This is a genomic window from Halomonas organivorans, assembly GCF_014192055.1.
GTDB classification, from domain to species: Bacteria; Pseudomonadota; Gammaproteobacteria; order Pseudomonadales; family Halomonadaceae; genus Halomonas; species Halomonas organivorans.
The window spans coordinates 19,849-44,566 of the sequence record NZ_JACHXM010000008.1 but is presented as its reverse complement, the minus strand read 5'-3'; the positions used below and the strand labels follow the sequence as shown (position 1 = coordinate 44,566).

General features: G+C 66.6%; 19 protein-coding genes. 10 read left to right on the top strand and 9 right to left on the bottom strand.

Annotated elements, in window-relative coordinates; translation table 11 throughout:
* The first annotated feature begins 2 nt into the window (after positions 1-2).
* The 7 genes from sdhA (at position 3) to sucD (ending at position 10,794) form a co-directional block, all read left to right on the top strand.
* Positions 3-1,775, top strand: a complete 1,773-nt coding sequence (sdhA, locus tag FHR96_RS10160; RefSeq protein WP_183387568.1) for a succinate dehydrogenase flavoprotein subunit — start codon at positions 3-5, stop codon at positions 1,773-1,775.
* 11 nt (positions 1,776-1,786) lie between these two features.
* Positions 1,787-2,497, top strand: coding sequence for a succinate dehydrogenase iron-sulfur subunit (locus tag FHR96_RS10155; protein ID WP_183387567.1), 711 nt, complete (start codon positions 1,787-1,789; stop codon positions 2,495-2,497).
* Between the two features lie 208 nt (positions 2,498-2,705).
* Complete coding sequence (locus FHR96_RS10150; protein ID WP_183387566.1) at positions 2,706-5,540, top strand: 2-oxoglutarate dehydrogenase E1 component; 2,835 nt, start codon at positions 2,706-2,708, stop codon at positions 5,538-5,540.
* Positions 5,541-5,582: 42 nt separating this feature from the next.
* Entirely contained in the window at positions 5,583-7,130 is a 1,548-nt protein-coding gene (gene odhB / locus FHR96_RS10145; RefSeq protein ID WP_183387565.1) for a 2-oxoglutarate dehydrogenase complex dihydrolipoyllysine-residue succinyltransferase, read from the top strand.
* Between the two features lie 48 nt (positions 7,131-7,178).
* Positions 7,179-8,618 carry a dihydrolipoyl dehydrogenase gene (gene lpdA / locus FHR96_RS10140; protein WP_183387564.1) on the top strand — a complete coding sequence of 480 codons (1,440 nt, stop codon included), beginning with the start codon at positions 7,179-7,181 and terminating at the stop codon, positions 8,616-8,618.
* Between the two features lie 137 nt (positions 8,619-8,755).
* The gene (sucC, locus tag FHR96_RS10135; protein WP_183387563.1) at positions 8,756-9,922 is read left to right on the top strand and encodes an ADP-forming succinate--CoA ligase subunit beta; all 1,167 of its coding nucleotides are present in this window, start codon (positions 8,756-8,758) and stop codon (positions 9,920-9,922) included.
* Positions 9,922-10,794: a succinate--CoA ligase subunit alpha gene (gene sucD, locus FHR96_RS10130; protein ID WP_183387562.1), complete on the top strand. Its 873-nt coding sequence runs from the start codon at positions 9,922-9,924 to the stop codon at positions 10,792-10,794. The genes sucC and sucD overlap by 1 nt, the downstream gene beginning before the upstream one ends.
* Positions 10,795-10,903: 109 nt before the next feature.
* On the opposite strand, the gene FHR96_RS10125 is transcribed toward sucD, so the two are convergent.
* The 9 genes from FHR96_RS10125 to FHR96_RS10085 all read right to left on the bottom strand — a co-directional run bounded on the left by FHR96_RS10125 (position 10,904) and on the right by FHR96_RS10085 (position 21,542).
* Complete coding sequence (locus FHR96_RS10125; RefSeq protein WP_246392890.1) at positions 10,904-11,683, bottom strand: diguanylate cyclase domain-containing protein; 780 nt, start codon at positions 11,681-11,683, stop codon at positions 10,904-10,906.
* 2 nt (positions 11,684-11,685) lie between these two features.
* Positions 11,686-12,075 carry a biofilm regulation phosphoprotein SiaC gene (siaC, locus tag FHR96_RS10120; protein WP_183387560.1) on the bottom strand — a complete coding sequence of 130 codons (390 nt, stop codon included), beginning with the start codon at positions 12,073-12,075 and terminating at the stop codon, positions 11,686-11,688.
* A gap of 11 nt (positions 12,076-12,086) precedes the next feature.
* Positions 12,087-12,620, bottom strand: coding sequence for a biofilm regulation protein kinase SiaB (gene siaB / locus FHR96_RS10115; protein ID WP_183387559.1), 534 nt, complete (start codon positions 12,618-12,620; stop codon positions 12,087-12,089).
* Positions 12,621-12,632: 12 nt separating this feature from the next.
* Positions 12,633-14,678: a biofilm regulation protein phosphatase SiaA gene (siaA, locus tag FHR96_RS10110; RefSeq protein WP_183387558.1), complete on the bottom strand. Its 2,046-nt coding sequence runs from the start codon at positions 14,676-14,678 to the stop codon at positions 12,633-12,635.
* Positions 14,679-14,854: 176 nt separating this feature from the next.
* On the bottom strand, positions 14,855-16,723 hold the full coding sequence (locus tag FHR96_RS10105; RefSeq protein ID WP_183387557.1) for a cellulose binding domain-containing protein: 1,869 nt from the start codon (positions 16,721-16,723) through the stop codon (positions 14,855-14,857).
* 97 nt (positions 16,724-16,820) lie between these two features.
* Complete coding sequence (locus tag FHR96_RS10100) at positions 16,821-17,180, bottom strand: hypothetical protein (RefSeq protein WP_183387556.1); 360 nt, start codon at positions 17,178-17,180, stop codon at positions 16,821-16,823.
* A gap of 98 nt (positions 17,181-17,278) precedes the next feature.
* Positions 17,279-18,268: a glucosaminyl phosphatidylglycerol flippase gene (gene gpgF, locus FHR96_RS10095; protein ID WP_183387555.1), complete on the bottom strand. Its 990-nt coding sequence runs from the start codon at positions 18,266-18,268 to the stop codon at positions 17,279-17,281.
* On the bottom strand, positions 18,261-19,379 hold the full coding sequence (gpgS, locus tag FHR96_RS10090; protein ID WP_183387554.1) for an N-acetylglucosaminyl phosphatidylglycerol synthase: 1,119 nt from the start codon (positions 19,377-19,379) through the stop codon (positions 18,261-18,263). Before gpgS ends, gpgF begins: the two co-directional genes overlap by 8 nt.
* Before the next feature lie 222 nt (positions 19,380-19,601).
* Positions 19,602-21,542 carry an exoribonuclease II gene (locus FHR96_RS10085; protein WP_183387553.1) on the bottom strand — a complete coding sequence of 647 codons (1,941 nt, stop codon included), beginning with the start codon at positions 21,540-21,542 and terminating at the stop codon, positions 19,602-19,604.
* Positions 21,543-21,768: 226 nt separating this feature from the next.
* Here FHR96_RS10085 and FHR96_RS10080 point away from each other — a divergent pair, with 226 nt between their 5' ends.
* From FHR96_RS10080 to FHR96_RS10070, 3 genes are read left to right on the top strand one after another with little or no spacing between them, the layout of a single operon-like run.
* Positions 21,769-22,503, top strand: a complete 735-nt coding sequence (locus FHR96_RS10080) for a GntR family transcriptional regulator (RefSeq protein ID WP_183387552.1) — start codon at positions 21,769-21,771, stop codon at positions 22,501-22,503.
* 12 nt (positions 22,504-22,515) lie between these two features.
* On the top strand, positions 22,516-23,646 hold the full coding sequence (nagA, locus tag FHR96_RS10075; protein WP_183387551.1) for an N-acetylglucosamine-6-phosphate deacetylase: 1,131 nt from the start codon (positions 22,516-22,518) through the stop codon (positions 23,644-23,646).
* Positions 23,630-24,640 carry an SIS domain-containing protein gene (locus FHR96_RS10070; protein WP_221195773.1) on the top strand — a complete coding sequence of 337 codons (1,011 nt, stop codon included), beginning with the start codon at positions 23,630-23,632 and terminating at the stop codon, positions 24,638-24,640. Before nagA ends, FHR96_RS10070 begins: the two co-directional genes overlap by 17 nt.
* Positions 24,641-24,718: the final 78 nt, after the last annotated feature.

Genomic DNA, 24,718 nt, shown 5'->3' with positions numbered 1-24,718 from the left:
CCATGTCCAACATGCGTAGCCTGACCTTCGACGCCATCATCATCGGCGGTGGCGGTTCCGGCCTGCGGGCCGCCCTCGAGCTGGCCAAGTCCGGCAAGCAGACCGCCGTGCTGTCCAAGGTCTTCCCGACCCGCTCGCACACCGTTTCCGCCCAGGGCGGCATCACCTGTGCCATCGCTTCTGCCGATCCCAACGACGACTGGCGCTGGCACATGTATGACACCGTCAAGGGCGGCGACTACATCGCCGACCAGGATGCGGCGGAATACATGTGCTCCGAGGGGCCGAAGGCGGTCTTCGAGCTCGAGCACATGGGGCTGCCGTTCTCCCGTTTCGACAACGGCCGCATCTATCAGCGCCCGTTCGGCGGCCAGTCCAAGAACTTCGGCGAGGGCGGCCAGGCGGCCCGCACCTGTGCCGCTGCCGACCGGACCGGCCACGCCCTGCTGCACACCCTCTACCAGAACAACTTGAAGAACAATACCACGTTCCTCAACGAGTGGTACGCCATCGACTTGGTCAAGAACGCCAACGGTGACGTGGTCGGCTGCATCGCCATGGACATCGAATCCGGCGAAGTGGTTCATATCAAGTCCAAGGCCACCGTGCTGGCCACCGGTGGCTCCGGTCGCATCTATGCTTCCACTACCAATGCCCTGATCAACACCGGTGATGGTATCGGCATGGCGCTGCGTGCCGGTTTCCCGATGCAGGACATGGAGATGTGGCAGTTCCACCCGACCGGTATCTACGGCGCCGGGGTCCTGGTGACCGAGGGCTGCCGCGGCGAAGGCGGCTATCTGGTCAACAAGGACGGCGAGCGCTTCATGGAACGTTATGCCCCCAACGCCAAGGACCTGGCCGGTCGCGACGTGGTCGCGCGCTCCATGGTCATGGAGATCCTCGAGGGTCGCGGCTGCGGCGAGAATGGCGATCACGTCTATCTCAAGCTGGATCACCTCGGCGATGAGGTGCTTGGCAAGCGCCTGCCGGGCATCGTCGAACTGTCCAAGACCTTTGCCCACGTGGATCCGGCCAAGGAGCCGATTCCGGTGGTCCCGACCTGCCACTACATGATGGGCGGCGTGCCGACCAACGTGCACGGTCAGGCCATCATGCAGGACGGCGACGGCAACGATCACATCGTCAACGGCCTCTACGCCGTCGGCGAAGCGGCCTGCGTGTCGGTCCACGGCGCCAATCGCCTGGGGGGCAACTCGCTGCTCGACCTGGTGGTGTTCGGTCGTGCCGCCGGCATGTTCATCGAAAGCGCGCTCAACGAAGGGGTCGAGTACCTGGCCGCCAGCGACTCGGACATCGAGTCGGCGATGAAGCGTCTCAATCGCTGGAACGAATCCGAGAGCGGCGAGACCGTCCCCGAGCTCAAGCGCGAGCTGCAGGACATCATGCAGAACGACTTCGGCGTGTTCCGCGAAGAGAAGAACATGGAGGAGGGCGTCAAGAAGCTGGCCGAGCTGCGTGGCCGCATCGACAACGCCTACCTGCCGGACAAGTCGAACGCCTTCAACACGGCGCGGGTCGAGGCGCTCGAGCTCGACAACCTGATGGAGGTCGCCGAGGCCACCGCCATCGCCGCCCTGGAGCGCAAGGAGAGCCGTGGTGCTCACTGCCGCTATGACTATCCGGACCGCGACGACGTCAACTGGCTGAAGCACTCGCTCTACTTCCCGGCCGACAAGAGGCTGGGCAAGCGCGACGTCAATTTCGCGCCCAAGACCGTCGACATGTTCGAGCCGAAAGTCCGCACCTACTGAGGGGAGTCACGATGTCCAATCTTCAGGTATCCCTGTACCGCTACAACCCGGAAACGGACTCCGCCCCTTACATGGAGGAGTTCCAGGTCGACACCCAAGGCCGCGACCTGATGGTGCTCGACGTCCTGCACATGGTGAAGGAGCAGGATAATGGCCTGGCCTTCCGTCGCAGCTGCCGCGAGGGCGTGTGCGGTTCCGATGGCATGAACATGAACGGCAAGAACGGCCTGGCCTGCATCACGCCGCTTTCCGAAGTGGTCAAGAAGGGCAAGCTGACCCTGCGTCCGCTGCCCGGTCTGCCGGTCATTCGTGACCTGGTGGTCGACATGGGGCTGTTCTACAAGCAGTACGAGCGCATCCAGCCGTACCTGCAGAACGACAATCCGGCGCCGGCGATCGAGCGCCTGCAGTCGCCGGAGGACCGCGACAAGCTCGACGGCCTCTACGAATGCATCCTGTGTGCCTGCTGCTCGACCTCCTGCCCGTCGTTCTGGTGGAACCCGGACAAGTTCGTCGGTCCGGCCGGCCTGCTGCAGGCTTACCGCTTCCTGGCCGACTCCCGCGACGAGGCGACCCGTGAGCGCCTGGCCGAGCTGGAGGACCCGTTCAGCGTGTTCCGCTGCCGCGGCATCATGAACTGCGTGGCGGTATGTCCCAAGGGGCTGAATCCCACGCGCGCGATCGGCAAGATCCGCGAGATGCTGCTGGCGAATGCCACTTAAATCGTGGGCCCCGGCTTGTTATCATACGCCGCGAGCTGCGACGTGCTGTCGCAGCCTGGCCCCCGGTGAGACGTCGAAGCCGGTGCCCTGCGCACCGGCTTTTGACCATCGAGAACAAGGTGTCCGCCCGCCGGCAGGCTACCAAAGATGTCGCCACGGGTGAGCCGTGACGGCCGATACCACCCCATCAGTGCAGGGTGACCGAGAGATGCAACAAGGCATAATGGAGTTGATGTGGCGCTCCTCCCATGTCAGTGGCAGCAATGTTCACTATGTGGAAGCGCTCTACGAGCAGTACCTCGATGACCCCACCGCCGTTCCCGACGAATGGCGTCAGTATTTCGACCAACTGCCGAGACCCGATGGCAGCGCCACCCCCGACGTTCCACTTGCTCCAACCCGCGAACAGTTCTATCAGCTAGGCCGCCAGCGCCGTACCGCCCAGGCCGCCGCCGCTTCCGGCAGCGACGAGAGTCGCAAGCAGGTCAAGGTACTGCAGCTGATCAACGCCTACCGCTTCCGCGGGCACCAGAAGGCCGATATCGACCCCCTCGATCTGCGCAGCCCGACCCCGGTGCCCGACCTCGACCTCTCCTTCCACCAGCTCTCGAAGGCCGACCTGGACACCGAGTTCCAGACGGGCTCGTTCTTCCTCGGCGCCGACAAGGCCCCGCTGAAGGAGATCGTCGAGGCGCTGGAGCAGACCTACTGCCGCAGCATCGGCTGCGAGATCATGCACATCGTCGACACCGAAGAGAAACGCTGGCTGCAGCAGCGCTTCGAGTCGGTGCGCTCCAAGCCCAAGTTCAGCAACGAGGTGCGCAAGCACGTCTTCGAGCGACTCACTGCCGCCGAAGGCCTCGAGAGCTACCTGGCGTCCAAGTATCCGGGCACCAAGCGCTTCGGTCTTGAGGGCGGCGAGTCCTTCATCCCGATGATGGACGAGCTGATCCAGCGTGCCGGCGGTTACGGCACCAAGGAAGTGGTGATCGGCATGGCCCACCGTGGCCGCCTCAACGTGCTGGTCAACATCCTCGGCAAGAACCCCTCCGAGCTGATCGACGAGTTCGACGGCAAGAAGGTGGTCGAGCGTGGCTCCGGTGACGTCAAGTATCACCAGGGCTTCAGCTCCAACGTCATGACGCCGGGCGGCGAAGTGCACCTGGCGCTGTCGTTCAACCCCTCGCACCTGGAGATCGTGGCGCCGGTGGTGGAGGGGTCGGTGCGGGCCCGCCAGGATCGTCGCAGCGACGCCGACGGCGGCAAGGTACTGCCGATCAACGTCCATGGTGACGCGGCCTTTGCCGGTCAGGGCGTGGTCATGGAGACCTTCCAGATGTCCCAGACCCGTGCCTACCGGACCGGCGGCACGGTGCACATCGTGATCAACAACCAGGTGGGGTTCACCACCTCGCACCCGGAAGACTCGCGCTCCACCGAGTACTGCACCGACATCGCCAAGATGGTCCAGGCACCGATCTTCCACGTCAACGGCGACGATCCGGATGCGGTGCTGCACGCCACCCAGGTGGCACTGGACTACCGTCAGCAGTTCAAGAAGGACGTGGTCATCGACCTGGTGTGCTATCGCCGCCGCGGCCACAACGAGGCCGACGAGCCGTCCGGCACTCAGCCGATGATGTACAGCAAGATCAAGAAGCATGCCTCTTCGCGGACCCTGTACGCCCAGCGCCTGGTCGAGGAAGGGCTGATCAGCGAGGACGATGCCAAGGCCACGATGGAGAAATACCGCGACGACCTGGTCGCCGGCAACCACGTGGCCAATGCCCTGGTACAGAAGCCCAACACCGCACTGTTCGTCGACTGGAAGCCCTACCTCGGTCACGAATGGAGCGGCCATACCGACACCAGCTTCGACCTCAAGCGCCTGCAGCACCTGGCGGCCAAGATGTGCGATATCCCGGACGGGGTCGAAGTGCAGCGCCAGGTCGCCAAGATCTACGACGACCGTCGCAAGATGCAGGCCGGTGGCATGGCCACCAACTGGGGCTTCGCCGAGACGCTGGCCTATGCCACGCTGATCGACCAGGGGCATCCGGTGCGCCTGACCGGGCAGGACGTGGGGCGCGGCACCTTTTCCCACCGTCACGCGGTAGTGCACAACCAGAAGGACGGCAGCACCTACGTGCCGCTGCAGCACCTGAGCGATGGCCAGCCGTGCTTCACCATCCACGATTCCTTCCTCTCCGAGGAAGCCGTGCTGGCGTTCGAGTATGGCTATTCCACCACGGCGCCCAATGACCTGGTGATCTGGGAGGCGCAGTTCGGCGACTTCTTCAACGGCGCCCAGGTCGTGGTCGACCAGTTCATCTCCTCCGGCGAGACCAAGTGGGAGCGACTGTGCGGCTTGACCATGCTGCTGCCGCACGGCTACGAGGGGCAGGGGCCCGAGCACTCCTCGGCGCGTCTGGAGCGCTTCCTGCAGCTGTGCGCCGAGCACAACATGCAGGTCTGCGTGCCGACCACCCCGGCGCAGATCTTCCATCTGCTGCGTCGCCAGGTGATCCGCAAGCTGAGAAAGCCGCTGGTGGTGATGTCGCCGAAGAGTCTGCTGCGACACAAGGAGGCGACCTCCAGCCTCGACGAGCTGGCCAGCGGCAGCTTCCAGATGGTGCTCCCCGACCAGGGCGAGCGCGACGCCGAGAAGGTCGAGCGCATCATCCTGTGTGCCGGCAAGGTCTATTACGACCTGGCCAACTGGCGCGAGGAGAACGCCCGCGACGACGTGGCCATCCTGCGTCTCGAGCAGCTCTATCCGTTCCCCGAGGCCGAGCTCCTCGAGGCGATCCAGGCCTACACCAACGTCAGCGAGATGGTGTGGTGCCAGGAAGAGCCGCTCAACCAGGGCGCCTGGTATTCCAGTCAGCATCACATGCGCAGCGTGGCGGAGCAGCACAAGACGGGCCTGGGCGGCAAGCTCAAGTTCGCCGGTCGCCCGGCCTCGGCGGCGCCCGCGGCGGGCTACATGTCCGTGCACACCGAACAGCAGCGCAAGCTGGTGGAAGACGCCTTCAACCTCTAAGGCAGCCCACCGGGACGAGAGAGAACACACAAGGGAAACGACATGGCTACCGAGATCAAGGCACCCACCTTTCCGGAATCCGTTGCCGAAGGCAGCGTGGCCGCCTGGCACAAGCAGCCGGGTGATAGCGTCGAGCGTGACGAGCTGATCGTCGAGATCGAGACCGACAAGGTAGTGCTCGAGGTCGTGGCACCCGAGGCCGGTACCCTGGCCGAGGTGCTGGCGGAAGAGGGTGATACCGTGCAGTCCGAGCAGGTGCTCGGCCGCCTCGGCGAAGGCGCGGCCAGCGGCGGCGACGACAAGGCCGAGGCCGCCAGCGAAGAGAAGAGCGACGCCAAACCGGAGGCCGCCCCGGCCGCCGGCGGCCAGACGCACGAGGTGAAGGCGCCGACCTTCCCCGAGTCCGTCCAGGAAGGCACCGTGGCCAGCTGGGCCAAGCAGGTCGGCGAAGCCGTCAAGCGCGACGAAGTACTGGCCGAGATCGAGACCGACAAGGTCGTGCTCGAGGTGGTCGCCCCCGCCGACGGTGCGCTGTCCGAGATCAAGGCCGAGGAAGGCAGCCAAGTGACCTCCGAGCAGGTGCTGGCAATCTTCACCGAAGGTGCCGGCGGTGCTGCTGCCCCGTCCGCCGGTGAAGGCAAGGCCGCCGCATCCGCCGACGACGGCGCCAGCGACGAGAAGGTCGGCGACAAGATCCTCGCGCCCGCCGCGCGCAAGCTGGTCGCCGAGCACGACCTCGACGTCAGCAAGCTCGAGGGCACCGGCAAGGGCGGTCGCGTGCTGAAGGAAGACGTGCAGAAGGCCATCAAGGACGGCAGTGCCAAGAAAGCCGCCAAGCCGGCCGGCGGTGCCAAGGCTGCCGCAGCGCCGGCCCCGGCCGTCGAAGGCGAGCGCCCCGAGAAGCGCGTGCCGATGACCCGCCTGCGCAAGACCATCGCCAAGCGCCTGGTCGAGGCTCAGCAGACCGCCGCCATGCTGACCACCTACAACGAGGTGGACATGGGCGCGGTGATGGATCTGCGTGCCCAGTACAAGGACACCTTCCTCAAGGCCCACGACACCAAGCTCGGCTTCATGGGCTTCTTCGTCAAGGCGGCCTCCGAGGCGCTCAAGCGCTTCCCGGACGTCAACGCCTCCATCGACGGTGACGACATCGTCTATCACGGCTACCAGGACATCGGCGTGGCCGTGTCTACCGACCGCGGCCTGGTGGTGCCGGTACTGCGCGACACCGACGGCATGAAGATCGCCGACGTCGAGAAGGGCATCGTCGACTTCGGCAAGCGTGCCCGCGACGGCAAGCTCGGCATCGACGAGATGCAGGGCGGCACCTTCACCATCACCAACGGTGGTATCTTCGGCTCGTTGATGTCCACGCCGATCCTCAATCCGCCGCAGACCGCGATCCTGGGCATGCACAAGATCCAGGAACGGCCCATGGCGGTGAATGGCAAGGTCGAGATCCGTCCGATGATGTACCTGGCGCTGTCATACGATCATCGCATGATCGACGGCAAGGACGCGGTGCAGTTCCTGGTGACCATCAAGGCGCTGCTCGAGGATCCGGCTCGCCTGCTGCTGGACATCTGATCCGCACGGGCAACAGAGACATAGCGAAACACAACGCAAGGAGCCAACATGGCCGACAAGTTTGATGTCATCGTGATCGGCGCGGGCCCCGGCGGCTACGTCGCCGCCATCCGTGCCGCCCAGCTGGGCCTGAAGACCGCCTGCGTCGAGAAGTGGATCGGCAAGCAGGGCAAGGTCGTGCACGGCGGGACCTGCCTCAACGTGGGCTGCATTCCGTCCAAGGCACTGCTTGAGGCCTCCCACAAGTTCGTCGAGGCCAAGGACGAGTTCGGTGACCTGGGCATCCAGACCGGCGACGTCCAGATGGACATCACGAAGATGATGGCCCGCAAGGACCAGATCGTGAAGAACCTGACCGGCGGTATCTCCGGCCTGTTCAAGGCCAACGGGGTGACCCCGATCGACGGTACCGGCAAGGTCATCGGCAGCCAGCAGGTCGAGGTGACCGATCCGGACGGCAAGGCCGCCACCTACGAGGCCGACAATATCGTCATCGCCGCCGGCTCGGTGCCGGTGGAGATCCCGCCGACCCCGCTGACCGAAGGCCTGATCGTCGATTCCACCGGCGCCCTCGAGTTCGAGGAAGCGCCCAAGCGCCTGGGCGTGATCGGCGCCGGCGTCATCGGCCTGGAGCTCGGCAGCGTGTGGAACCGCCTTGGCTCCGAGGTCACCGTGCTGGAGGCCATGGACGACTTCCTGCCGATGGTCGACAAGGACGTGGCCAAGGAGACCCAGAAGTCGCTCAAGAAGCAGGGGCTCGACATCAAGCTGGGCGCCCGCGTCACCGGCTCCGAGGTCAAGGGCCAGGAAGTCGTGGTCAAGTACAGCGACGCCAAGGGCGACCAGGAGATCACCTTCGACAAGCTGATCGTCTGCGTCGGCCGCAAGCCCTATACCAAGGGCGTGGTCGGTGATGGCGTCGGCGTCGACCTGGATGAGCGTGGTTTCATCCAGGTGGATGATCAGTGCCGTACCAACGTGCCGGGCGTCTACGCCATCGGCGACTGCGTGCGTGGCCTGATGCTGGCCCACAAGGCCTCCGAGGAAGGCATCATGGTGGCCGATATCATCGCCGGTCATAAGGCCGAGATGAACTATGACGCCATCCCCAGCGTGATCTATACCTTCCCCGAGGTGGCCTGGGTCGGCCTGACCGAGCAGGATGCCAAGGCCAAGGGCATCGAGGTCAAGACCGGGGCCTTCCCGTATGCCGCCAGCGGCCGGGCGATGGCCAACAACGCCACCGAGGGCATGGCCAAGATCGTCGCCGATGCCGAGAGCGATCGTGTGCTGGGCATGCACATCGTCGGGCAGCACGCCGGCGAGCTGATCGCCCAGGGCGTCATTGCCATGGAGTTCGGCTCCAGCGCCGAGGACCTGGCCCTGACCTGCTATGCGCACCCGAGCCTCTCCGAAACTGTCCACGAGGCGGCTCTGGCCGTGGAAGGCCACGCCATCCACATGGCCAATCGCAAGAAGCGCAAGTAAGACAACAAGAGCGCCGCCCTCGGGCGGCGCGTCCCCTTCGGCGACGCATCGAAGGGGAACGGTGGTAGCCGCCGCCTGTCGTCTCAGGCAGTGCAGAGGCTACCGTTCGAGTCACATGCAACCAATGGCATGAATCGATGAACCTTCACGAGTATCAGAGCAAACAGCTGTTTGCCGACTATGGTCTGCCCGTTTCCAAGGGCTTCGCCGTCGACACCCCCGAAGAGGCGGCGGAAGCCTGCAAGAAGATCGGCGGTGAGATGTGGGTCGTCAAGGCCCAGGTCCATGCCGGTGGTCGCGGCAAGGCCGGCGGCGTCAAGCTGATCAAGAGCCCGGAGGAGGCAAAGGCCTTCGCCGAGCAGTGGCTGGGCAAGAACCTGGTGACCTTCCAGACCGACGAGAAGGGCCAGCCGGTCGCCAAGATCCTGGTCGAGAACTGCACCGACATCGCCAACGAGCTCTATCTCGGCGCCGTGGTCGATCGCGCCACCCGTCGCGTGGTCTTCATGGCCTCCACCGAGGGCGGCGTCGAGATCGAGAAGGTCGCCGAGGAGACGCCCGAGAAGATCCTCAAGGCCGAGATCGATCCGCTTGTCGGCGCCCAGCCGTACCAGGCCCGTGAGCTGGCTTTCCAGCTGGGTCTCGAGGGCGCGCAGGTCAAGCAGTTCACCAAGATCTTCCTGGGTCTGTCCAAGCTGTTCCACGACAAGGACCTGGCGCTGCTCGAGATCAACCCGCTGGTGATCACCGACGAGGGCAACCTCCACTGCCTGGACGCCAAGATCAACCTGGACGGCAACGCCCTGTACCGTCACCCGGACCTGCAGGCCATGCGCGACCCCTCCCAGGAGGATCCGCGCGAGGCCGAGGCCGCGGCCTGGGACCTCAACTACGTGGCCCTGGACGGCAACATCGGCTGCATGGTCAACGGCGCCGGCCTGGCCATGGGCACCATGGACATCGTCAACCTCAACGGCGGTAGCCCGGCCAACTTCCTGGACGTCGGCGGCGGTGCCACCAAGGAGCGCGTTGCCGAGGCGTTCAAGATCATCCTCTCCGATGACAACGTCAAGGCCGTGCTGGTCAACATCTTCGGTGGCATCGTGCGCTGCGACATGATCGCCGAGGGTATCATCGGTGCCGTCGAGCAGGTCGGCGTCAACGTGCCGGTCGTGGTGCGTCTCGAGGGTAACAACGCCGAGCTGGGCGCCGAGAAACTGGCCTCCAGCGGTCTGAACATCATCGCTGCCAAGAGCCTCACCGACGCGGCTCAGCAGGTCGTCAAGGCAGCGGAGGGCAAGTAATGAGCATCCTGATCGACAAGAACACCAAGGTCATCTGCCAGGGCTTCACTGGCGGCCAGGGGACCTTCCACTCCGAGCAGGCGATCGCCTACGGCACCCAGATGGTCGGCGGCGTGACCCCGGGCAAGGGTGGCCAGGAGCACCTGGGCCTGCCGGTGTTCAACACCGTCAAGGAAGCGGTGGCCGAGACTGGCGCCGAGGCCAGCGTGATCTACGTGCCGGCACCGTTCTGCAAGGACTCGATCCTCGAGGCCGCCAACGCCGGCATCAAGCTGATCGTGTGCATCACCGAAGGCATCCCGACCCTCGACATGCTCGACGTCAAGGTCAAGTGTGACGAGCTGGGCGTGCGCCTGATCGGTCCGAACTGCCCCGGCGTGATCACCCCGGGCGAGTGCAAGATCGGCATCATGCCGGGCCACATCCACAAGCCTGGCAAGGTCGGTATCGTGTCGCGCTCCGGCACCCTGACCTATGAGGCGGTCAAGCAGACCACCGACCACGGCTTCGGTCAGTCCACCTGCGTGGGCATCGGCGGTGACCCGATTCCGGGCTCTACCTTCATCGATATCCTCGAGAAGTTCGAGCAGGATCCGGCCACCGAAGCGATCGTGATGATCGGCGAGATCGGCGGCACCGCCGAGGAAGAGGCGGCCGCCTACATCAAGGCCAACGTCTCCAAGCCGGTCGTCTCCTACATCGCCGGCGTCACCGCGCCTCCCGGCAAGCGCATGGGCCATGCCGGCGCCATCATCGCCGGCGGCAAGGGCACTGCGGACGAGAAGTTCGGCGCCCTCGAGGCGGCGGGCGTCAAGACCGTACGCTCTCTGGCCGAGATCGGCGACGCTCTGAAGGAAGCCACCGGCTGGTAAGCCGCGGCCTTCTGACGAGACGCGAAAAGGGCACCCTCGGGTGCCCTTTTTCATGTCCGTGCCCCGTCCTGAATGGAATTGACACGGTCGGCGACGCCGAGGGGATCGCTCAGCCGGCGCGACGCGAGCGGTCACGACCCTCGCGTTTGGCGGTCAGCAGCGCCTGATCGGCGCGGTGGATGGTGTCTCGGTAGTCCTCGTCGGGCTGGTGTTCGGCGATGCCGATACTGGCGGTGACGGTGGTGGGCTCACCCGAGGCATCCAGCGCCAGGTCCAGTTGACGCAGTCGATCGCCGAGCCGGGCGACCAGGCACTCGGCCTGGTCGAGCCGGGTGGTCGGCAGTGCCAGCAGGAACTCTTCACCGCCCCAGCGGCCGCACAGGTCGCCGGCACGCAGCGATGCCGTCAGGGTCTTGGCCAGGGCGATCAGGGCGCGGTCCCCCGCGGCATGGCCGTAGCGGTCGTTGATGACCTTGAAGTGATCGATATCGATCATCGCCACGCTGAACGGCTGGCTGGCATCGTCGGTCATCTCTTCGAGGTGCTGATGGAGGCGGCGTCGGTTGGCCAGACCGGTCAGCGGGTCCTGGCCCGAGACATCCTCCAGGGCCTGGTTGCGCTCGTGCAGCAGTTCCTGGAAGCGGTCGGCGATGCGCGAGAGCTTGCGCTGGCGACGGCGCTGATGTTCCAACTGGTGGCGGGCGTCGTGCAGGTCGTACTGGGCGCTCTGCTGAAAGCCGTCGGCAATGCTGATCAGCCGTTCCAGCCGCTCCCGCTGCTCCAGGTGGTGGCGATAGAGGCGTTCCAGAGCCCCATGCAGCGGGTGATCGCGATGGCTCGGATCGTCGAGCAGCGCCAGCACCTCGTCGAGCAGGGCCTGTTCCCGCATATTCACGAGCCCACCTCGAGCGGCAGGATGGCGAAGGGATAGCTGCAATCTTCCTTGAACTCCTCGGCCAACTCGGCAATGCGTTCATTGCGTGGATCATAGCGCCACTCGACGGCTACCTCCCGGCCACCCTGGTAGGTGTCCTCGAGCAGGTCGAAGATGTCCATCATGGCCTTGACCGAGCTGGTGTTGAGATAGACGAGTTCCAGTACCAGCGTCAGGGAGCGAGACTCGCGTTCCAGGAAGGCCTCGACCCAGTCGATGACCTGGCTGAAGAGTTCGTAGGAGTTTTCCGGATAGGAATCGCCCTGCATGGCGAGGCGGCCGGACTGCCAGTCGCTCTGGATCGCAGGCGTGGACGGGCTGCCGGGAAGGTTTAGATCGTGACTCATGGCGATGACCGTTAAATGGTGGCTGTCAGGCTAAAAAAACTTTGGCTCGATGACAATGGCTGCAGGGAGGCTTCCAGCGGCCGCGTCGACTTGCGCGCCATGTCGATCAGTCCTAGCCCGGCGCCGCTGGTGGCGGCCTCGTCTCGAGGGCGGCGCAGCTGCTGCTTGTAGGCGCGCTTGAGTTCGTCGGCATCGAGCCCCGCCAGGCTCTCCACGGCCTCGACCAATCGTTGTCCGTCGGCATCCTCGACCAGGTTGCCGGCCGAGACCAGGTAGCGGCCGTCGCCGTCCCGGGCTACGGCGATGGTGGCGGTGGCTTCTTCCTCCCCATAGTCCTGCAGCCGGGCATAGTGGCGAATGTTCTGGGTCATTTCGATGTAGACGGCAAAGACGTCCATCGCCGAGGAGGGAGCGGCGGACTGGCTGTTGAGGTAGTTGCGCAGGGCATGACCGATTTCCTCGATCAGGCTGCGCGAGATCGGGCCGTTGAAGCACAGCATGATGCGTTGCTGCAGGTAATTGTCGCGCAGGCTCAGCAGATTCATGGCGTCTCCGGGTCAGGTGGACGAAGGGGGGATGGCGTCGTGAGACGCGGCCTTGGGTGGCCTGTCGAAACGGAAGCACAGCAGGGTGATGTCGTCGCGCTGGGGATGTTCGCCGCGGTAGGCGTCCAGTTCGGCCTCGAACGCGGCGATCTGGTCGTCCAGTGGCGCGTCGGCATGGCGTTGCAGCATGGCTTCGAAGCGGCGGTTGCCGAAGCCGAAGCCGTGCTCGCCGCCGGCCTGGTCGAGAAAGCCGTCGCTGCACAGCGTGTAGGTCCAGCCCTGGCGCAGCGGCAGGCGATGGTTCTCGTGGGTCATGGAGCGTTTCTGTCCCAGGGCGCGCTTGCCCCCGGGCTGAACTTCCAGTCGCTCGCCGTCGCTGGCATATAGCGACATCTTGGCGCCGGCGAAGGTCAGGCAGTCGCCGCCATGCTCGACCCATACCAGACCCACGTCCATGTTGGTGGCGATGGAGGAGGGCAGGGTCTCCCGGTTCAGGGTCGCGCGATTCTGGCGGTCGGTCTCGTTGAGGATGGCCGCCGGGTCATGCGCGCCCACGTGCAGGATGGCATTGTCGATGATGGCTCGGGCCAGCATGGTCATCAGCGAGCCGGGCACGCCATGCCCCGCGCAGTCGATGACGCCCATCAGGTAACCGGCCTCGGTGGCGCGGAACACGTAGAAATCGCCGCCCACCTGGTCTCGGGGCCGCCACAGCACGGCCTGGTGCCCGGCCAGATGCATGTCCAGCTGGCGGCTGGGCAGGATGGCACGCTGGATGATGCTGGCGTATTCCAGCGACGCATCGATCTGGCGCCGCGCGGTGACCATCTCGGCGTTGGTGGCTTCCAGGTCTCGGGTGCGGCGACGCACCTGCTCCTCCAACTCCTGGGTGTGACGTTCCACCTGGCCGGCCATGTGGGCGAAGGCACGAGACAGTTCGCCGATCTCGTCATCGCGCTCGGTGGGCAGATGGCTGCCATAGTCCCCGTCGGCGATGGCCCGGGCCGAGTGCTGCAGGCGACGTATCGGCCCCAGGATCAGCCGCTCGGTGCCGTAGGCGAAGCCGGCCATCAGAATCGCCAGCACCAGCGTCAGGGCGACGACCAGCGTCCAGAACCAGCGGCCCTCGAACACCGGCGCGCTCTTCAGGTCCAGTGCCGAGACGAACAGCCACTGCAGTTCGGGGATATAGCCGACCGACAGCAGGCGCGGCTGTCCTTCGAGGGTGGCTTCCAGGCTATGTACCTCGCCGGGCCGGCGCCGAGCCGCGAGCATGGCGTCCTCGAGGCGCTCGCGCTGAGCCGCATCGCCGAGTAGCGACTGGATCCGTGGGGTGTCGCCGGCCAGCCGGGTCTGGGCGCCGGAGTTGAAGGCCAGCCGCTGGCGGTCGGGGTGGGCCTGGATGGCGCCGCGGCTGTCGATGATCATCGGCGTCAGGCCGGGGGCGTTGTCGCGCAGGAAGTCGTCGAGGAACCGGCTGAGGTCCAGCCCGCCGCCTGCCATGCCCAGCCCTCGACCGTCCTCCTGAACCTTGACGTTGATCCATACCTTGGCCAGGCCCAGCTTGCCGTCGATGTTGACGTTGATGTTGTAGCTGGCACTGCTGTCCATGGTGGAGAAGTACCAGGCATCTTCCGGATCGTCCGGTGACAGCCGGTAGCGGGGATGACGACTGTCGGGAGAGTCTGCATCGTTGTAGAAGTAGTCGCCGCTGGCATCGTCGACCACGAAATAGGCATCACCGCTGAACTGCTCGCGAAAGCCTTCGGCCTCGCGGAAGAAGCGGTCGCGTCGTTGCGCATCGTCGGGAGTGGCCAGCCACTCCCGGGTCACCACCGAATCGGCGAAGCGACGAGCCAGGGCCAGTTCGCGGGAGACGGGGGCGAGAATTTTCTGCATGTGCAGCAGGGTGTACTGCTCGGCATAGCGGGTGGCGAAGTGGTGGCGGACATCGTCGATGGCCTGCCAGCCGATCAGCAGGGCCGGAATCAGGGCCAGCAGGCAGGCCAGCAGCAACGTGAGTGTGGACTGGCCACGCAGTCCCCAGCGATTGGCCATGGGTGAGTTCCCTTGCACCGCCTCGGCGATGGTAGCCGAAGGGTATGGTTCTGTAATGATTTGTGACTACTATGCCACATCCCGAGGGGTAAGAAACCAATCACCCTGCAGGGAGAACCGTCATGAGGAGGCAAACAGGGGCCCCGCAGGCGCCCCTGGGTTGCGGTTGGTGGGCGTCAGGCGATCGGTTCCTCCACCGTCGTGTTGCCCAATCCGAGGACCTGAACGTCGAGGGCGCCTCCCTCCCCGTCCTGGGCCGTCATCTCGGCGGGCAGCGTTTCATCGCCGTAGGCCTTGAAGCTGAAGCGCCAGGACTCGCCCGGTGCGAGGGTATTGGCCTCGTTGTCCTGGATATGCAGGCCATCCGGGCCCTCGGTGACCAGGCCGTTCCAGAGGGTGTCGAGCTCGGCGGGCAGATCCAGGTCGACCCGAGGGTCGACGATATCGTCGCTGGAGATGTTTTCCACGAAGATCTCGGCCACATAGCCGGTGGACCATTCGCTGGTGACGTTGCCGGTCACCAGCAGCTCGGCGTCGTCCTCCAGGATGGCGGGCCTGATACCCTCGCCGTCGAGGATTTCCCCGGGCTTGGGTACGTCGATGGGCTCGCCGCGAAAAAGGTTGCCCGATGCCGTGTGCAGGGTGGTGCCGTCGCCGAAGACCGCGAACTCCATGTCGTTGAGGATGTCTTCGCCGCCCTTGCCGGTAATGATCACGCCCTCGTCGGTGAATTCGACCTCGTGGTCGTCGACGTCGTCGGCGTAGCGGGCGGTGTCGATGCCGTCCCCGCCGTCGAGTCGGTCGTCGCCATCGTACCAGTCATCGCCCGGCCCGCCCTGCAGCAGGTCGTCGCCGCTGCCGCCCGACAGTCGATCATGGCCCAGGCCGCCGTCCAGGTAGACGCCGTCGTCCGTGCCCTGGACCTCGTCCGCGCGTCGCGAACCGACCAGGTAGTCGAAGGTGACGTCGTTGGCATCCGGATCGGTCGGGGCCCCGAAGCTCTCGCCGTCTTCGTTGACATACAGCGCCGGCGACAGCTCGTCCGCCTCCGGGTTACGTATCGAACGCTGAACATGGACGCTGTTGTCGTGATCCCGCCCGCCGTGGAAGTTGACGTCGCGGTCGGTGGCGGCGATCTCCACGTCGTTGCCGGCCGAGGAGCGCCAGGAAGCGAAGACCAGCCCATGACGCATGCCGCTGTCCTCTAGCCCGGTGAACTTGCCGTCATAGCTCTCGTGCAGTTCATAGGCGTAGCCGTTGCCCCCGCTGCCCTTGTTGAAGGCACCATGGGCCTCGAGATCATTGCCCCGGGTATCCATCGCTCGGGAGAAGCGAAAGGCGGTGGACGGGCCATCCAGGACCTGGATATCGTCGAGATGCGCATTGACCGTGCCCTCGAGGTGCACGGCGTGATAGTCGGTCAATTCGTCGAGGGGGTTCTCGAAGCGCGACGGGTCGGCGTCCCCGAGCTCGAAGCCCAGGCTGAAGCCCTTCAGGGTGACGTCATCGACGCTGTCCAGGCGCTCAACCCGGGTCTTTCCCGCGGCGAAATCGAAGCGAACGTCACGGTCCAGGGTGATCCGATCGCCGTCGACATCGGTGACCTTGGCCATGCTGGTGCGGAGCTCCGCATACTCGACCTTGCGCCATGCGCTATCGCCGATCTCCTCGAAGAAGTCATCATCGTTGTCCTGCCATATCCGAATGGTGTCACCAACGGCGACGTCGGATTCCGCCTCCAGCGTCAGCCGGTTCTCTCCGGCGTTAATCCCGGAAGCGAGGGTCCCGATATCGGTGTTCTCGCTGCCGTTCAGGTGAATCGCCTGGTCGTTATCATGCGACAGAGCAGCGTCGGTGAATGTCAGCCGAGTTTCCCCGGAGCCCGCGCCTATCAGGGATATGTCCGATCTCTCGATAGTGATGGCCTCATCAAGGGTAAACTCCCCAGCGGAAAGCTCCAGGATGCTGCCAGGGGCGGCATCTCGGATCAGCGCCTCGAGTTCTGCCGCGGTCGTGTCCGTTTCTACCTCGATGGTCGTGCTCATTAATTGACTCCTTTTGTCAGGGTTTGGCGACGCATCATGAGGTTGATGCGTCGGATGGTGAGTGGGTATTCAGTGAGGTATTTAGCTTTGATTGTCGTCATTTTGAGACGGTTTTAGCGAGTTTTAGAGAAGAATTTTTGATGGTTTTTCCATCAGTTGGCGCCGTTATTTCGCCGTGAAACAGTGTTGTATAGGTAAAAAATGGCGTCAATAATGGCGCTCGAATTACGGGGGTTGAGGGGGCGTTGAGTGATGAGAAAGCGAAGTGGGGAAAGGCACCATCGACACGTTGAGCCCCGTCCGTCAGTCGATGATCTCGCCCGAGCAGGTGGCGGTGGCGTCGTTCAAGAGGACGGTCTCGCATTTCGAGGGAGGCATCGTCCGGCGCATCGCGGTCGAGGAGAGCAAGCGCCGGGGAAGACCAGGCGCTGCCGATGCCCGGTGCGACTCGCGTCACGGCTGCGGATCGCCGCCCGGACTTTCACCGGTCATCTGGCCAATCTGGTGACCGGCATGCCGTTGCGGGCCCGGCAGGTGGATCGGGCCGTCCGGTGCTCAGCTTGCCCGGTCGCCGTCGGCCGTGATGCGCCGTCGCATACCGACCATGATCAGGAATACCGGGGCGCCGGCCAGCAGATAACAGTGGAAGGTGACGAAGCGCCACACCACGATAGCCGCGCCGGCGGTGGCCTGTCCGACCAGCGGGATCAACAGCATGCCGGTGCCCAGTTCGGCGGCGCCGGCGCCGCCGGGCAACAGGCTGAGCTGGCCGGCCGCCATCGACAGCATCTGCACCAGGAAGGCCCAGCTCCAGGCCACGTCGGCGCCGAGGCCGGAGAGAGCCAGGTAGAGCAGGCTGTAGCGCACCAGCCAGTGGCCGGCGCAGCAGGCCATGACCAGCACCAGGGTCGGGCGTGGCAAGGCGAGGGTGGCTAGCAGCGCGCGGCGAAAGTGCAGCAGTCGCCTGGCCAGCCTGGGACGCTTCTTCATCGGATGACCGCGGCGCAGCAGCGTCGGCAGGCGGATCACCAGCAGGGCGATGCCGATCAGCAGCAGCGCCAGGCTCACCATGGCGGCGACCAGCAGACCCTGATGGGGCCAGGGCACCGCCGTGGCAAGTGACACCAGAACCAGTCCGCCGAGGGCCAGCAGGAAGAACAGCAGGTCGCAGCACTGATCGATCATGAAGATCGCCGAGGTCGCTGCCGGTCGCAGGCCGCGACGAGCCAGCAGCAGCAGCAGCGTGGCCGGGCCGCCGCTGCCGCCCGGCGTGGCGCAGATGGCGAATTCGGTGGCCATGACCAGTCCCATGGCGCCGCGCTGGCCGAGCCTTCCGGCGCGGCCCGCCAGCAGCAGGCGCAGGCGCAGGGCGTTGAGGTTCCAGCACAGGGCCACCAGCGCCAGCATCCCCGCGAGTCGCTCCAGGGGAAAGTCGCCCAGCGCCGCCAGGGCGTCCCGTCCGCCGACCAGCAGCGGTACCGCCGGTGCCAGCACCAGTGCGACGGCCAGCCATCCCCAGCGCTGGCGTCGGCGTCGTTCAGCCATGATCTCGGTAGGATCCAGCGCTTGCCGCGGGCACCAGGGTGGCATAGTGGGCGAGCAGGTCATCGATCACCCTGTCCCAGTGGAAGCGTCGCTCGACGTAGCGGCGGGCATGTCGGCCGCTGGCTGCCGTTCCGTTGAGGAACAGCGCGTCCACCGCCTCGGCCATGGCGGCATCGTCGCGGGGCGTGCACAGCATGCCGCCCCCCAGCGGCACATTCTCGATCAGCGCGCCGGCCCTGGCGGCCACCACCGGCAGGCCGCAGGCCATGGCCTCCAGCGCCACCAGGCCGAAGGTCTCGCGGGTGCCGGCATGCAGCATGGCGTCGGCGCTGGCCAGTGCCCGAGCCACCTCGCGGCGATCGCAGTAGCGCGATACCACCGTCACGTTGGTGGGCACCCGGGTCGGCATGCCGGGGCCCATCAGCAGCAGGTGATAGGGGCGGCCGAGGCGCTGCAGGGTGCGCAGCAGCACGTCGACGTTCTTTTCCCGGGAGTGGCGCCCGGCGAAGACCAGCAGCCGGGTGTCGGCGGGCAGCCCCAGCGAGGCCCGCCAGGCGGGATCGGCGCGATCGGGGTGGAAGGTGTCGAGGTCGACGCCCAGCGGCTGGACGCGGACGTCGTTCACGCCCCACTCGGCCAGGCGCTCGGCCATGGCGCGGCAGGGCGCCAGCACGCCGTCGAAGCGACGGTAGAGGTCGACGACGTAGCGCTGCAGCCGACGACGCACCGCGTCGCCGAAGCGGTCGCCCATCAGCCGTGGCAGGTCGGAGTGGTAGAAGCCCACCACTGGCACGCCGAGCCGCTGCCCGGCGTCCAGCGCTGCCCAGGCGGTGACGTAGGGATCGCCGGCCTCGATCAGGTCCGGGGAGAGGTCCAGCAGTCGGTCTCGCCAGGGGGCGCGACGCAGCGGGAAGCGGTAGCCCTGGCCCAGGGGGAGCCGCGGCGCGGGCAGGGTATGGCGGTCATCGAGGCCGTCGCGCTCGGCGCCCGGCACCAGCAGGCTCGAGCGCAGGCCGGGATGGGCGGCGATCCGGCGCCGCTTGGCCTGAAGATAGGTGCGCACGCCGCCGCTCGAGGGCGCGTGGAACATGGTGACGTCGGCGATATGCAAAGGGTCCCTCCCGCGCGGGCCGATGGTTCAGCCATTACGCTACGCGGGCTTTGCGACAGTTCGACGACATGGGCTTCGAGGACGTGGCTTCGAGGACGTGGCTTCGAGGACGTGGCTTCGAGAAAAAGGGTCTGCGCTCGTCGACTCTTGGTGTGTGGATGAACGCAAAACGGCGGCCCGAGGGCCGCCGTTTTGCGTGCGAGGCATGGCGCTAGAGGGCGCTTACTCGGCCGGGCGGCCGACCAGCGAGCGGGTCTCCTCGCGGGCCTCGGTCAGTGCCACGCGGGTCACGTCGCCGAGCTTGAAGCGCTCGACGCCCTCGATCTGGATGCGGCCTTCCTTGTCATCGATCACCACCTTGTCGCGGTCGCTATGCATCAGCGGCGCCGGCACGAAGGCGGTGGCACCGTTGGCGGTCAGGCGCACGCGCATGCCGCCACGGTTGATGGCGATGATCTCGGCTTCGAAGCTCTCGCCGGACTCGGCGGCGTTGCCCAGGAAGCGCACGTAGAGCCAGTCCTTGACGTCGCGCTCGGCCAGGCGATTCAGGCGGCGGCGCTCGGTGAGCTGCTCGGTGAGCGCCAGGCTGGCCTCGGCCGGAGCCTGCTCGCCCTTGAGCACGCGCTTGATCAGGCGATGGTTGACCATGTCGCCGTACTTGCGGATCGGCGAGGTCCAGGTGGCGTAGGCATCGAGCCCCAGGCCGAAGTGCGGGCCAGGCTGGGCGGACATGTTGGTGAAGCCCTGGAAGCGGCGCAGTCGGGCGTCCAGCCAGGCGTCGTCGCGGCCTTCGAGCTCGCGCTTGAGCTCCTTGTAGCGGGGCAGCTCGGTCAGTGCCTCGAGCTCGACCTGGATCTCCTGGCTGGCCAGGAACTCCTGGGCCGCCTCGGCCTTGTCGGCCTCGAAGGCGCGATGGACGTTGAAGATGCCGTGACCCACGTGTTCGGCCAGCAGGTCGGCGCAGCAGGCGTTGGCCGCGATCATCGATTCCTCGATCATGCGGTTGGCGATGCGCCGCTCCTCGGTGCGGATGTCCAGCACGTTGCCGGCGGCGTCGAGATCGAAGACGTAATCCGGGCGATCCTTGAACACCAGGGCATGCTCGGCCCGCCAGGCGGCGCGTGCCTCGGTCAGCTCGCGCAGGGCCTGGAGCTGTTCGCCGATGGCGTCCGCCGGTGCCCAGTCGCCCTGACCCTCGAGCCAGTCGGAGACGTTGTCGTAGACCAGCTTGGCATGGGAGCGGGCGGTGGCGGCGAAGAAGCGGTAGCCGCCCAGGCTGCCGTCGGCCTCGATGTCCAGCGCACAGGCCAGCACCGGGCGCTCACGGTCTTCCCACAGCGAGCACAGGTCGTCGGCCAGCGCCTCGGGCAGCATGGTGACGTTCTGGCCCGGCAAATAGACGGTGAAGGCGCGGGTGCGTGCCTCCAGGTCGGCGGCGTGGCCTTCCTCGACGTAGGCGGTGGGGTCGGCGATGGCCACGGTCAGGGTCCAGCCGCCACCCTCGCGGGGCACTACCCGCAGGGCGTCGTCCATGTCACGAGTCTTCTCGCCGTCGATGGTGAAGAACGGCTCGGCGGTCAGGTCCTCGCGGCTGAGGCCCTCGTCGCGCAGCGGCCAGTCGTCGCCGGCATCGGGGCATTCCTGCTCCAGTGCGTGGCGGGCCAGGGTCACCCGCCAGGGCACCGCCGGGTCGTCGGTCTTGGCTACCAGCTCGTCGATCTGGGTGAAGAAGCCGCGGTCCTCGGGCTTGAGCGGATGACGCACCAGGCGCACCACGACCCAGTCGCCGTCGCCCAGGCTCGCCTCGTCGAGGCTGCGCTTGACCCTCGCCTTGAGCGGCGCGTTCATCGACGGATGATCGGGGATCACCGCCAGGCGGCCGTCGCGCTTCTTCACGCGGGCAATGAAGCGTTCCATGCCGCTCTCGATCAGGGTGTCGGGCTCCACGGACTTCTTCTCGCCCTCTTCGTGGAGCACGGCCTGGACCCGATCGCCATGGAGCACCTGTTTCATGGCGGGGGGCGGCACGAAGTAGGACTCGCCGTCGTCGGTCTCGAGGAAACCGAAGCCGCGGTCGGTGGCCTTGATGACCCCCTCGACGCGGGGCGTGTTGTCGCGGATCTGTTGCTTGAGCTGAGCAAGCACCGAGTTGTTCTGCAGCATGGGTCACGATCGATTGGCGGGAGTAGGGGAGCCACTATACGGATTCCGCCAGCCGGCGCCAATCGGGCGATGGCCGGTATCCCTCCCTGCCGTCGCGAGGAGGGCGAGAAGCGTCGTCGGCAGCGCTCGAGGGAGGTCTCGGACCAAGGTCTAAGACAATTGGTATTTAATTGGTATTGTTAGTGGTCTACATTGGTATTATCAAGATGCCAAGACGAGACCGCCCATGGATGCCCGCCTGCAACAGCTTCATCTCGATACCTCGCTGCCGACTCCGCTCTATCACCAGCTGGCCAGCGGGCTCGAGCGCGCCATCGAGGCCGGCGCCTGGCTGGCCGGCGAGGCGCTGCCTTCCGAGCGGGCCCTGGCCGAGGCGCTGGACGTCTCGCGCATTACCGCTCGCAAGGCGCTGGACCGGCTGGCCGAGCTGGGCCTGATTCGTCGCACGCGCGGGTCGGGAACCTTCATCACTCCGCGCCTCAACCAGCCGCTGACCCGACTGGTGAGTTTCACCGAGATGCTCACCCAGCGCGGCTTCACACCGACCTCGCGCTGGCTGTCACGCACGCTGGCCGCGCCCACCGCCGAAGAGAGCCTGCGCCTGGGACTCGCCGGTGACGCCCGAGTCGCCCGGCTCAAGCGTCTGCGCCTGGCCGATGGGGTGGTGATGGCGGTGGAGGAGAGTTGCCTTCCCCAGGCGATCCTCGGCGACCCCGAGGCGGTGGAGAGTTCGCTCTACGCCACCCTGGACGCCGCCGGCCGCAGCGTGGCGCGGGCCCTGCAGCATGTCAGCGCGATCAACGCCGATGCTGAGCTGGCCCGGTTGGCGGAGGTCCCCGAGGGGCAGGCGCTGCTCGAGGTGACCCGCCTGGGCTATCTCGCCGACGGCACCCCGGCGGAGCTGACCGTCACCTACTGCCGCACCGACTACTACGACTTCGTGGTCGAACTCACCCGCTGAGAGGAAGCCCCCATGCATGAAGGCAAGCTCTACGGCAATGTCCTGATCCCCGACGGCTGGCGGCTCGGCGAGCTGCGCTGGCGCGACGGGCGCCTCGCCGCGCTGCCCGAGGCGCCGGTGGACCCCGATGACAACGACTTGCCGCGTATCCTGCCCGGCTTCCTCGACCTGCACGTGCACGGCGGCGGCGGGGCGGACGTGATGGAAGGCGGCGCAGCCCTGGCCACCGTGGCGCGCACCCATGCGCGCTTCGGCACCACCGGCTTGCTGGCCACCACCATGACCGCCCCGGACGCCGAGATTCGCCGCGTGCTCGGCGACATCGGCGATTACCTGCGCGACCCGGCGTCGGACGCCGCTGGCGTGCTGGGCGTGCATCTGGAAGGCCCCTACATCAATCCCGGCAAGCTCGGCGCCCAGCCGTCCCATGCACGCCCCGGCGTGCTCGAAGAGGTCGAGTCGCTGTGCCGGCTGGCGCCGATCCGCCTGCTGACCCTGGCGCCGGAACTGGCCGGCCACCTGACCCTGATTCGCCAGCTCAGCGAGCGCGGCATCCGCGTGCAGCTCGGCCACACCCTGGGCAGCTACGAGGAGGGCGTGGCAGCGCTCGAGCACGGCGCCTGCGGCTTCACCCACCTGTTCAATGCCATGAGCGGGCTGCATCACCGCAAGCCCGGCATGGTCGGCGCGGCCCTGGCCCATGCCGACTACGCCGAGCTGATCCCCGACCTGCTGCACGTGCATCCCGGTGCCATCCGCGCCGCCCTGCGCAGCATTCCCCATCTCTATGCGGTCACCGATTCCACCGCCGCGGCGGGCATGCCCGACGGCGACTATCGGCTCGGCGAGCAGGCCGTCACCAAATGCCTGGGCGGCGTGCGCCTGGCCGACGGCACCCTTGCCGGCAGCACCCTGACCATGGACCAGGCGCTGCGCAACCTGGTGAGCCTCGGCCTGACGCTGGCCGAGGCCTCGGATCGGCTGTCGCGCTTTCCCGCCGACTTCCTCGGCCGCCAGGACCTGGGCCGCCTGGCCGAGGGCGCCCGGGCCGACCTGGTGGTCCTGGACCCCGAACTCAACCTGCAGGCCGTCCACGTGGCGGGCCGGCGCATCGAAGGAGAACCCCATGTCACTGATGCTTGACGAAGCCCGCAACGCGCCCGAACGGATCCGCGGACAGCTGCAACGCAACGCCGAGGTCCTGGCCTCGCTGGGCGCCCGCCTGCGCGACGCGCCGCCGAGTGGCGCGCTGACCGTGGCCCGCGGCAGCTCCGACCACGCCGCGGCCTACCTGGGCTATCTGGTCATGAAGCACCTGGGCATCCCGGTGGCCTCGCTGCCGCCTTCACTGGCCGGCGCTCCCTGGCGGCTGTCCGGCCAGCTGGCGGTGGCGATCTCCCAATCGGGGCAGAGCCCCGACCTGATCACCGCCCAGCGGGCCCTGGCCGCCGGCGGCGCCCGCACCCTGGCGCTGGTCAACACCCCCGAGTCGCCGCTGGGCGAGGCCAGCGACGACGAGGTGGCGCTGTTCGCCGGGGAGGAACTCAGCGTGGCGGCGACCAAGAGCTACCTGGCGACGCTGTCCGCCGGCGCCCAACTGGTCGGCCATTGGGCCGGCGACGAGACGCTGCTGGCGGCGCTCGAGGCGCTGCCCGATCGCCTGAGCGAGGCGGCCGGGCAGGACTGGTCGCCGGCCATCGAGGCCCTGGGCGGCGTCGAGCGGATGATGGTGATCGGCCGCGGTCCCGGCCTGGCGGTGGCCCAGGAGGCGGCGCTCAAGTTCAAGGAGACCTGCGCCATCCAGGCCGAGCCGTTCAGCGGCGCCGAGGTGCGCCACGGGCCCATGGCGCTGATCGAGGAGGGCTATCCGGTGCTGGTGTTCGCGCCGCCCGGCGCCGAGCAGGCCGGGCTGCTGGAGCTGGCCGCGTGGCTCGAGGGCGTGGGCGCCCGGGTGCTGCTGGCCGCCGATGCGGGCGTTGCCCGGCGCCACCTGACCCTGACCGACGCCGGCCACGACGACCTGCAGCCGCTGTCGGTAGTCCAGAGCTTCTACGCCATGGCCGCCGGGCTGGCCGAGGCCCGGGGCAGCGACCCGGACCGTCCCCGTCACCTGCGCAAGGTTACCCGCACCATCTGATCGGTGGTCGGTGAGGCCTGCCGCCCAGGCCTTTTTGCCAAGGCCTTTCGCCAAGACAACAACAACCCATGGAGACTT

Coding starts and splice junctions, on each gene's coding strand:
- sdhA (WP_183387568.1), top strand. CDS start 3: ATGTCCAACATGCGTAGCCTGACCTTCGACGCCATCATCATCGGCGGT.
- FHR96_RS10155 (WP_183387567.1), top strand. CDS start 1,787: ATGTCCAATCTTCAGGTATCCCTGTACCGCTACAACCCGGAAACGGAC.
- FHR96_RS10150 (WP_183387566.1), top strand. CDS start 2,706: ATGCAACAAGGCATAATGGAGTTGATGTGGCGCTCCTCCCATGTCAGT.
- odhB (WP_183387565.1), top strand. CDS start 5,583: ATGGCTACCGAGATCAAGGCACCCACCTTTCCGGAATCCGTTGCCGAA.
- lpdA (WP_183387564.1), top strand. CDS start 7,179: ATGGCCGACAAGTTTGATGTCATCGTGATCGGCGCGGGCCCCGGCGGC.
- sucC (WP_183387563.1), top strand. CDS start 8,756: ATGAACCTTCACGAGTATCAGAGCAAACAGCTGTTTGCCGACTATGGT.
- sucD (WP_183387562.1), top strand. CDS start 9,922: ATGAGCATCCTGATCGACAAGAACACCAAGGTCATCTGCCAGGGCTTC.
- FHR96_RS10125 (WP_246392890.1), bottom strand. CDS start 11,683: ATGCGGGAACAGGCCCTGCTCGACGAGGTGCTGGCGCTGCTCGACGAT.
- siaC (WP_183387560.1), bottom strand. CDS start 12,075: ATGAGTCACGATCTAAACCTTCCCGGCAGCCCGTCCACGCCTGCGATC.
- siaB (WP_183387559.1), bottom strand. CDS start 12,620: ATGAATCTGCTGAGCCTGCGCGACAATTACCTGCAGCAACGCATCATG.
- siaA (WP_183387558.1), bottom strand. CDS start 14,678: ATGGCCAATCGCTGGGGACTGCGTGGCCAGTCCACACTCACGTTGCTG.
- FHR96_RS10105 (WP_183387557.1), bottom strand. CDS start 16,723: ATGAGCACGACCATCGAGGTAGAAACGGACACGACCGCGGCAGAACTC.
- gpgF (WP_183387555.1), bottom strand. CDS start 18,268: ATGGCTGAACGACGCCGACGCCAGCGCTGGGGATGGCTGGCCGTCGCA.
- FHR96_RS10085 (WP_183387553.1), bottom strand. CDS start 21,542: ATGCTGCAGAACAACTCGGTGCTTGCTCAGCTCAAGCAACAGATCCGC.
- FHR96_RS10080 (WP_183387552.1), top strand. CDS start 21,769: ATGGATGCCCGCCTGCAACAGCTTCATCTCGATACCTCGCTGCCGACT.
- nagA (WP_183387551.1), top strand. CDS start 22,516: ATGCATGAAGGCAAGCTCTACGGCAATGTCCTGATCCCCGACGGCTGG.
- FHR96_RS10070 (WP_221195773.1), top strand. CDS start 23,630: ATGTCACTGATGCTTGACGAAGCCCGCAACGCGCCCGAACGGATCCGC.